We start from the raw sequence: 8,837 nt of genomic DNA, 5'->3' as shown, positions 1-8,837 counted from the left end.
CCCGCGGAGCGGGAAATGCAGCGCTGGCGCGCTGCATAGGGAAAGGCTCCGCTGACGCTCCGCCAAATTCCCGCGCAAGCGCGGGAATTGAATTCCGCAAGCGGAATTCTGAAAGCGTGCCAATTCGCGCAAGCGCGAATTGAGGGAGTCCCCGCAAGCGGGTCCTCCAAGGCTGGCTACGAGGAGCGGTGCATCACGTGCGGGCCTGTGTAGGGCTTGGGAATCCCAGTCTCCACCACTGCAACGGAAGTGACGGACCGTCGGTCTTTCAGGGTGCCGGCCGAACCGCAGTGACGGGCTCCGCTGCGCTCCGCCCCGAACCCCTCCCTAAAAACACCCCGCCATACCCCCAACACTCCGTCAGCATATAAAACAACCGCCGCTCCGGCATGACAATCAGCCATACTGCGTCCTACGGGCGGAAGTTGGTTCAACGATGATGCATCACGACGATGCACTGTGTAGAGTCTGGGATCAGACACCACACCCAGGGACGCACCCATCACACCGGGACTCCCCTTCTGTCTACGCGCCGCATTCCGCAAAAGGAGAGCACGGGAAATGGCCGTGAAGCTGCGTGACCATCAGATCGAGGCCGTGAGCGCCATTGTGCGCGGCTTCGATGTCCCACCGGGCGGTATTCCCTTCAATGGCCTGCGCGGGCAGGTGCACGCCGCGTGCGGCACAGGGAAGACGATCATTGCTGCCGCGTCGGCAAAGCGGCTTGTGCCCAACGGTCGCGTTCTCGTTCTGGTGCCGACGCTGGACCTGCTGGCGCAGATGGTGAAGGCGTGGCACGACGTCGGGCATCGGGGGCCGGCGGTTGCGGTGTGCTCGCTGCAGGACGATCCGGAGCTGTGGAGCCTGAAGGTCCGCGCGACGACGAACCCGGTGCAGCTGGCGCTGTGGCACGGTCAGGGGCCGGTGACCATCTACGCGACGTACGCCAGCCTGGGTGTGCTGGCGGAGGCGTTCGAGGGCGCCTACGGGCAGCAGCTGGCCCCGATGGACCTTGCCGTGGTCGATGAGGCGCACAGGACTTCGGGCTCGATGGGCAAGGCGTGGGCGGACATCCACGACCGGACCGTCATCCCTGCCTACCGACGGCTGTACCTGACGGCGACGCCGCGGATCTGGCAGGAGCGGCCCGACTGGCAGGTCGCCGAAGGGGTGCGGGAGGCGCTGCCGAGGGAGATGGCGGCTTCCATGGACGACGAGGCCGTGTTCGGGCCCGTCCTGTACAAGCTGTCGCTGGCGTCGGCGGTCTCCCGCGGGTTGCTTGCGCGGTACCAGATCATCGTGCTCGAGCTTAAGGACCCGGTCGTCACCCCGGAAAAGCTGATGGGCGAGGAGCGGCACACGGAGGAGGTGCGTGGGCAGCGGCTGGGAGCCTTGCAGGCCGCTCTCCTGCACACCATGGCGCAGCACAACCTGTCGACGTGCATCACCTTCCACCACCGGACCATAGAGGCACAGGCTTATGCGGAGGGCCTGGAGCGCGTCGTGGCCAAGCTGCACGCAGGCGAGCCGGAGAAGTACCCGAAGCGGATCTGGGCTGACTGGCTGTGCGGCGAGCACGCCGGCGAGCGCCGGCGGGAGGTGTTGGGCTCGTTCGGGACCACGGCGCAGCGGGCCGTGCTCTCCAACTGCCGCGTCCTCGGGGAGGGCGTCGACATCCGGGCCGTCGACTCCGTCGCCCTGCTGGACCCCAAGGGCGCGCCCCACGACATCGTCCAGGCCATCGGCCGGGCGCTCCGTCAGGAGCCCGGTGAGGGGAAGTTGGCTTCGCTGATTGTGCCGGTATTCCTCCAGTCGGGAGAAAAGCCGGAAGATATGTTCACCTCGGGATCGTACCGGCCCTTGGTGAAGGTATTGGAAGGTCTGCGCGCTCACGACGAAGAAGCGATCGAGCTGCTCGCGATCCCGCAGGAGCCGCAGAAAGACGCCGCGCAGCCGTCCGAATACATCGGCCCACCGCCCGAAGAAGGCGAAGAAGAATCCCGTCTGCTGCTTCGTTTCGCGGCTCCCAGGGATCCGATGATGGTCGCGGACTGGGTGTCCTTCAACGTGATCGACACCGAGAAGCAGGACTGGGCCCGCGGCTGGGCGAAACTCAAGGCGTTCACGGAGCGTGAGGGCCACGCACGGGTGCCCTACGGACACAAGGAGGGTGCCTACCCCCTCGGGCAGTGGGTCGCAGAACAACGACGGGCCTACGGGGCCGGGCAGATGACCGGCCAGCGCGCCCAGCGGCTCGAGAAGCTCGGCATGATCTGGAGCCTGGCCGACGAACGCTTTCAGGAGAACCTGGAAGCCGCCAAGGCCTACTACGACCAGTACTGGACACTGTGCGCACCTCGATCCGCGACCATGCTGGACAGGCCCATCGGGCAATGGCTGTCCAACCTCCGCCGCCCCGGCGCCCTCGACGACCACCCCGAATGGAAGACCGCGCTCGAGGAGATCGACGAGCACTGGAACCCGGCCTGGCCCGCGGACTGGCAGCGGCACTACGCCGCCGTACGCGAACTACTGCGCGACGAAGCCGGCCCGACCGAGTTGCAGCCAGGGGTCACCGTGCATGGGATGGACGTCGGACGGTGGCTACACAAGAACCGTCGGCATGCCGTCTGGCAAGGCCTGACGGACGAGCAGCGCGAACTCCTGGAGCAGATCGGCATCACACCCTTGGCCCCGGAGCAGGAGGAGCCCGCCAAGGCCCCCAAGACGGCCGTAGGGGCCTTCGAACGCGGCCTAGCAGCCCTCGCGCAGTACAAGGCCCGCACCGGCTCGGTGACAGTCCCACGTGGGCACGTAGAACGCCTCGAAGACGGAACCGAGATCAAACTCGGCGTATGGCTCACCAACAGCAAGAGCAGACGCGCCAAGCTCACCCCCGACAAACTCCAGCAACTCGCCAGCCTCGGACTGAAATGGGCGCAGGAGTGATCGGGGCGGTTCGAGATCGTGGGCGGCGATCGTGCAGGGCGTCGCGCGCCGCGACGCCGTCGAGGGAGATGAAGGCGGTGCTGATCAGCGTACGCATCTCCTAGGAGCGTGGGTCAGTAACTGTGACTGAGCACGCTGGCCACTGAGCGCCGTAGTTGGCTATTCCGGCGCTCAGTGGCAAAGAGCATCTGTTCAGTCGAGGACCGCGGTGGCTTCGATCTCGACCAGATGGTCGGGGACGTCCAGTGCCGCGACGCCTATCAGCGTGGCCGGCGGGGCCGGGGTGCCCCCCAGCTTCGCGGCTGCCCGGGAGATCCCTTCCAGAAGCGGAGGCATCTTGTCGGGGGCCCAGTCGACGACGTAGAAGGTCAACTTCGCCACGTCGTCGAAGGAGCCACCGACCTCGGCCAGGGCGGTGCCGACGTTGAGATAGCTCTGCTCGACCTGGGCGGCGAGGTCGCCTTCGCCGATCGTGACACCCTCGGCGTCCCATGCGACCTGCCCGGCGATGAAGACCAGCCTCGACCCGGATGCGATCGACACCTGCCGGTAGACATCGATCTTGGGCAATCCGCTGGGGTTCACAAAGGTGATGGCCATGCTGCTTGTCTCCTCGTCCTGAGCGCCTGTGGGCTCGTATCCGCGCCGACCAAGACGCTCACTCTCTTGTGGTTACTCAGAAACTGTAAGAGAGTGGTCGCTGACGTGGAAGAACGCACTTTTCAGTGACTGGAGAACCTTATGGTGACCAAGCAGTTCACAGGCTCGCCCGAGGATGCAGACCTGGCGCGGGCGGGCTCCTTGGCCAGAGAGATCTTCTCCGACGTCGCCAACAAGTGGGCGTTCCTGATCGTCGAGGGTCTCGGTGATCGCACCCTGCGCTTCAGCGAGCTGCGGAACGAGATCGAGGGCATCAGCCACAAGATGCTCACCCAGAACCTGCGCATGCTGGAGCGCAACGGCCTGGTCGAGCGCACCGTGCACCCCACCGTCCCACCGCGGGTCGAATACACCCTCACCGAGCCGGGTCAAGCCCTGCGCGCAACGGTCGACGGGATGTGCGGCTGGACCCACCAGTACTTCGGTCACATCGAGGCCGCCCGCCGCCGCTTCGACGCCTGACGGCTGGCGCACGCACCGCCGTGGGCCGGTTCCCGAGCGCCGCCCACCTCGCCTCCTACGCCGGTCTCGCCCCGGCGACCACGTCATCCGGGACCTCGATCCCTGGCGAACACGCGCCCGGAAGCAGGAACCGGCAGCTCAAGCGCGCAATGCTCCTGCCGCGCGTTCGCACCCTGCCTGCCTCCCGCAACTACTACGACCGATGCCGAAACCGCGGCAAGACCCACACCCAGGCCCTGCTCCGTCTCCCCCGCCACCGCATCAGCGTCCTGTTCGCCACGCGTGGCGACGGCACCTTCTACGAATCACGGACCGCCGCAGCAGCCGTCGCATGACCAGCTCGGGATTGACCAAGGGCATAGAGGACGCTGCCTGCTGTCTCCCCGTGGCTCACTTCTGCACGCACTGCGGACACCAGTACCCAGATGCTGTCATCGAGCGGACGGCGCGGGGGATCAGCAGTGCCTCCAATGGGGGAGTCGCAGCGTCAGCGCTGAGGCGGCGGCTGGCCCCGTAGTCGTTTCCGCGACACTCAGCGACACTGTAGATATCAAGATCACGGCCCACCTGTGGCCGCGCTGGGCAGGCATTGCGATCGATGGGGCATTGGCGGCCCGCCGGGCCCGCTCCCGGGCGGGCGAGGCAACTACGCTGGCCGCAAAGTCTGCGGCGTTGGATGAGGAGTTTGACGCTTCGCTGGTCGCCGTGGCCGCCTCGGCTGCCGCGCTGGAAGCCCTCTGCGGCTCCCTGGTGGTACGCGAGGTAGTCCACGGTCGGAAGCTGGGCGAGAACCAGCCCAGCAAGATCCGCGAAGCCCTGAAGCTCGTGTTCGTTTCGGGGCCCTTCAACGACGGTTGGATCGCCGACTTTGAATGGCTCTATGAGCTTCGGGATCCGGCGATCCATCACCGGGAGGAGCCAGAGAAGACGGTCCCTCACCCATCCCTGGGCATGCACACCGGCCCGGAGTACATCCACTACTCCACGGAGACCGCAGACAGGGCGGTCAAGCTGATGCTGGAGGTCCTTCGCTGGTGTGTCGACAACCCGAAACCTGCCGTGCCTGCTGCACGTACGTGGGCGGAGGCCAATGAGCCGGTCGTAGCCAACCTGGAGAGCCGGTGGCAACCGGCGTGAGCTATGCGGTGGATGCGGGGCGACAACCGGCCGGCGATCCTGTCACTGTTACCGGCATAACTGTGACACCGCACGACCGTATCGGGCCCTCAGCGGCGGCCGCTGAGGGCACGTCAGGCGGAGAGGTGGGGCTGTCCCTCGTCGGTGCGGCCGCCGGCTCCGAGGGGTCGTCGCGGGGTCTGGGAGGCCACCGGGTGTGCTCCGAGCACTCCACGGGCTCGCATCTCGTCAAGGTCGGGCAGGCGGACTCCAGGCAAGGAGTCGAGAAGGTCGGCCTGGCTGGCGCGTATCTGGCCTCCAAGTCCCGGCGCACCACCCGGTACAACGACGCCGGCGAAGGCACCTCACCCCGGCATCCTGCAGGTGCCGGTGCAGCAGAAGAAGGCGGGAGTGGTCACCGCTCCCCCGGGCCGGTGTTCCAGACCGTGGCCCGGACAGGGGCAAGACCCGCAATCATGCAACGCACCGCCCGGGCAGACGACGGCCACCGACCCCCTTATGCGATCAAGGGGGTCGGTGGCTGGGGCTGGAAGGTGGCTGCCGCGCGGTCAGTTGACGTGCGACGCGATGGCGTCGGTGTCGATGGCCGCAGCGCCGTCGGCGAGCTGACCGAGTGCGGCAAGGACCTCATCGTGGGCGCGCAGGGGATGGAAGAGCCAGTCGGCATCGCTGTCGGTCAGGCCGAGTAGAGCGTGAGCGACCCGCTCAATGTAGCGGCGCTTGCTCGTGTTCGGCAGCACAGCGATCCCAGAGGGAAGCAGGATGTGGCCGGTGAAGTGGGCGGCGTACCCGGCAACGCACAGGGTGGTGCCGCAGTGAGCGGGGGCGTCGAGGTCCTCATCGGGGCGCAGGACATCGCCGGTGAACCAGTGTGCTTGGTCATGGTGTTCGGGGCGCTGGGTGATCTCGGTGCGGATCCGGGCAGCCAGTTCGGCGTTGGGCATGGCAGGGCCTCCAGGAGCGGGGCGGAATACGGCCCGGCCCGAGTGGGTGTGCGGCGTGCTCGCCGCGTTATGCCTTGGGGCCGGTGAACCGCACCGTGGACCCAGCGGCCGCAAGCCGCGCAACCCACGCGGCACGCGGACTGCGACCACCGGCCAGCATGAAGTTGGTCCTGCAGCCGCCCGGCGGGAACGGGCAGAGGTGAAGGCCGGTAGTGGGAGTGGCAGGGAGCGCCGGGACGACGGGCGCGCCCCGGGGCCGACGACGGTCAGGCGATGGCGAACGGGAGCCAGGGGCGGTACGTACAGCAGGCGCGCGGTCTTCTGGGCGGCGGAGAGGCGAAGTGCCTCGGTCAGCTCCCCCAGTTCAGCGCCCGGCTTCTCGTACTCGTCGTGCCCGCCGACGAGCGGGACGCCGGTGGGATGCCGCTCGTCGACCCGGTCGCCGTTTGATTACGCCCTCTCCTGTTACCTGAGGAAACTCTTTCCCTGATCATTCCCCTGATCCACTATGGGGCCTGTTTCCGGCCGGCAACCCGGGCGGGCTTCCGATCGCGGTCGGGCGGTGCCGCGGCGTAACTGAACGAGGAGTCAACAGGGTGTCCAAGCTCCGACACGTCGCCGCGGACACCGCGGACGAGGACCCCGGCTACGCCGCTCTGCCCGACGCGGAACTCACCGAACGCATACGGGCCGGTGCGCCGACCGCGTACCTGGCCACCCAGGAGCTCAAGCGCCGCCACATGCCGTCGCTGCGCGCCTATGCCATGCTCTGCGGCCGCAGCACCCTCGCCGGCAATCAGCTCGCGGTGCAGGCCTTCGACCTCGCCACCCAGGAGGCGTGCCGGGGCATCGACCCCCAGGGCAGCTGGGGGCACCACCTGCTGACGGTGCTTCACCGCATAGGGCTCGCCTGGGCCGTCGGCAGCCGCCGGGCCAGGCTCGAACCCGACTTCGCGGCGTGGCTCGACGACAACATCGGCCCCACAGCGCCGTATCCGCCCGAATCGCCGCGCCCACGCCTTGGGGCGACGTCCCCGATGCTCACCGGCTTCCACCGGCTGCCGGAAGAGAGCAGAGGCATCCTCTGGTACGCGACGGTGGACGACGAACCGGACACCACGGTCGCAACCTTCGTCGGCGTCCGGACGGACACCGTTCCCGAACTGCGGGTCAAGGCGCAGGACGCCATGCGCCGGGCCTACATCCAGGCGTATCTTGAGCACGGCGGCGACAAGAAGTGCCTGGGCTTCCGGCGCATCATCGATGCCGCGTCCCGGCCCGGGGACGGCCGGCGCAGCAATGACCTGACGCTCCATCTGGGGGAGTGCTCCAGTTGTGCGCGGCTCATGGGGGAGCTGGCGCGGATGGCCGACGCCCCCCGGGCCGTGCTCGCGGAGGGCCTGCTCCGGTGGGGCGGTGCGGCCTACGCGGCCGGCGGCCCCGTACGGGCGCGGCACAACCCGACGGCCATGACCGAACGGTGGGAGAGCAGGGCCTCCCTGCCCGCGCCCATCGCCTCCGCGAACCCGCGCCGGCCGGGAGGGGCGGTGCGGAGCGGGGACCGGCGCTCCAGGCTCGCCATTCTCGTCGCGGTGGCGGCCGTGGCCGTCGCCGCGGGCACCTGGGCGGCGACGGCGTCCGGTGACTCGGCCCCGGACCGCGAACGCGACCGCGCCCGTACCAAGGAGCCCGCGGGCTGGGAAGCACGGCCGCCCGCCACGCTGCCCACGCCCGCGCCTTCGGCGACCGCCACCGCGAAACCCTCCAAGACGCCGTCGCCCGCACCGAGCCCCGCCACCTCGGCACCCAGGACGGCGACCCCCGCTCCCAAGCCCCCGCCGCCGCCCGCACCTTCGAAGAGCAGCCCGCCCCGGACGGTGCCCATCGCCGTCGGCGGCGGCTGGACCCAGGTGGTCAACGCGGACAGCGGGCTGTGCCTGGACATCGAGGGCGGCGTCATGGCCGACCGAACGGACGTCCTGACCGTGCCCTGCGGCGGGACCTCCACCCAGCGGTGGCGGCTGGAGCCCGTCGGTCTGCTGCGCAGCAGCGCCGACCCCGACTACTGCCTGGACTCCCGCGGCGCCACCGACCGCGGCGTCGGCATCTGGTCCTGCGACTCCGTCAACGGCAGGAACGGCATCAACCTCCTCTTCGTCGTCGACTCCGCGGGAGCGATCCGGCCCAGGATCGCCCCCGACTTCGCCCTCGAACCCCTGGGCGGATCCGGCGCCCTGGACTTCGACCCGGCGGACGGGGACAGCGACCAGCGCTGGATCGCGCGCGGATGACCGTCTGACACCGCGGGACCGGGCCCGACCCGGGTGTCCGTGACGCGCCGCGAGGGCGCTCTTCGCAACCGCGCGGTCGCCGTTCTGCGTGGTGTCGCCGCATCAAGGCCGCCGGGTTCCCACGCGACAAGTCGCTCCGCAAGTTCGGCTTCGACGCCAATCCGAACATCGAGGCGGCCTTGATCCACACCCTCGCCAAGTGCGAATGGATCAAGAAGAGCCTGCCGCTCTGCCTCATCAGCGACTCCGGCACCGGCAAATCCCATCTGTTGATTGCGCTCGGCACCGAAGCCGCGATGGCTGGCTACCGGCTCGAGTACGCGACCAAGCTGGTCGACGAGCTCTCGAAGCCGCAGATGAGAAGGAGCTGACCAAGACCATCGCCCGCTACGGC

The 8,837-nt window shown here is 68.5% G+C and carries 7 protein-coding genes and 2 pseudogenes; 7 read left to right on the top strand and 2 right to left on the bottom strand.

Going from position 1 to position 8,837, the window contains the following annotated elements:
* Nucleotides 1-561: 561 nt before the first annotated feature.
* Nucleotides 562-2,949: a DEAD/DEAH box helicase gene (locus HW130_RS14455; RefSeq protein WP_177149960.1), complete on the top strand. Its 2,388-nt coding sequence runs from the start codon at nucleotides 562-564 to the stop codon at nucleotides 2,947-2,949.
* A gap of 192 nt (nucleotides 2,950-3,141) precedes the next feature.
* On the opposite strand, the gene HW130_RS14450 is transcribed toward HW130_RS14455, so the two are convergent.
* Complete coding sequence (locus tag HW130_RS14450; RefSeq protein ID WP_177149959.1) at nucleotides 3,142-3,549, bottom strand: RidA family protein; 408 nt, start codon at nucleotides 3,547-3,549, stop codon at nucleotides 3,142-3,144.
* A gap of 141 nt (nucleotides 3,550-3,690) precedes the next feature.
* Between HW130_RS14450 and HW130_RS14445 the strand changes: the two genes are divergently transcribed.
* From HW130_RS14445 to HW130_RS14435, 3 genes and pseudogenes are all read left to right on the top strand, one after another.
* The gene (locus HW130_RS14445; protein WP_019074009.1) at nucleotides 3,691-4,071 is read left to right on the top strand and encodes a helix-turn-helix domain-containing protein; all 381 of its coding nucleotides are present in this window, start codon (nucleotides 3,691-3,693) and stop codon (nucleotides 4,069-4,071) included.
* Nucleotides 4,072-4,100: 29 nt separating this feature from the next.
* Nucleotides 4,101-4,406 (top strand): annotated as a pseudogene (locus HW130_RS14440) (transposase); the annotation flags it as partial.
* A 337-nt stretch (nucleotides 4,407-4,743) separates the two neighbouring features.
* Nucleotides 4,744-5,208 (top strand): hypothetical protein, encoded by a 465-nt coding sequence (locus tag HW130_RS14435; protein WP_177149958.1) that lies wholly within the window; start codon nucleotides 4,744-4,746, stop codon nucleotides 5,206-5,208.
* 548 nt (nucleotides 5,209-5,756) lie between these two features.
* On the opposite strand, the gene HW130_RS14430 is transcribed toward HW130_RS14435, so the two are convergent.
* Nucleotides 5,757-6,152 (bottom strand): hypothetical protein, encoded by a 396-nt coding sequence (locus HW130_RS14430; RefSeq protein WP_177149957.1) that lies wholly within the window; start codon nucleotides 6,150-6,152, stop codon nucleotides 5,757-5,759.
* Nucleotides 6,153-6,425: 273 nt separating this feature from the next.
* On the opposite strand from HW130_RS14430, the gene HW130_RS14425 reads away from it, so the two are divergent.
* From HW130_RS14425 to HW130_RS14415, 3 genes and pseudogenes are all read left to right on the top strand, one after another.
* Nucleotides 6,426-6,602 carry a hypothetical protein gene (locus HW130_RS14425; protein ID WP_177149956.1) on the top strand — a complete coding sequence of 59 codons (177 nt, stop codon included), beginning with the start codon at nucleotides 6,426-6,428 and terminating at the stop codon, nucleotides 6,600-6,602.
* A 146-nt stretch (nucleotides 6,603-6,748) separates the two neighbouring features.
* The gene (locus HW130_RS14420; RefSeq protein WP_177149955.1) at nucleotides 6,749-8,443 is read left to right on the top strand and encodes an RICIN domain-containing protein; all 1,695 of its coding nucleotides are present in this window, start codon (nucleotides 6,749-6,751) and stop codon (nucleotides 8,441-8,443) included.
* A 95-nt stretch (nucleotides 8,444-8,538) separates the two neighbouring features.
* Nucleotides 8,539-8,837: pseudogene (locus tag HW130_RS14415) on the top strand (ATP-binding protein); the annotation flags it as partial.

The organism is Streptomyces sp. PKU-EA00015 (assembly GCF_013387495.1).
GTDB lineage: Bacteria > Actinomycetota > Actinomycetes > Streptomycetales > Streptomycetaceae > Streptomyces.
The sequence above is the reverse complement of the archived record's forward strand: the minus strand, read 5'-3'. Positions and strand labels throughout refer to the sequence as shown.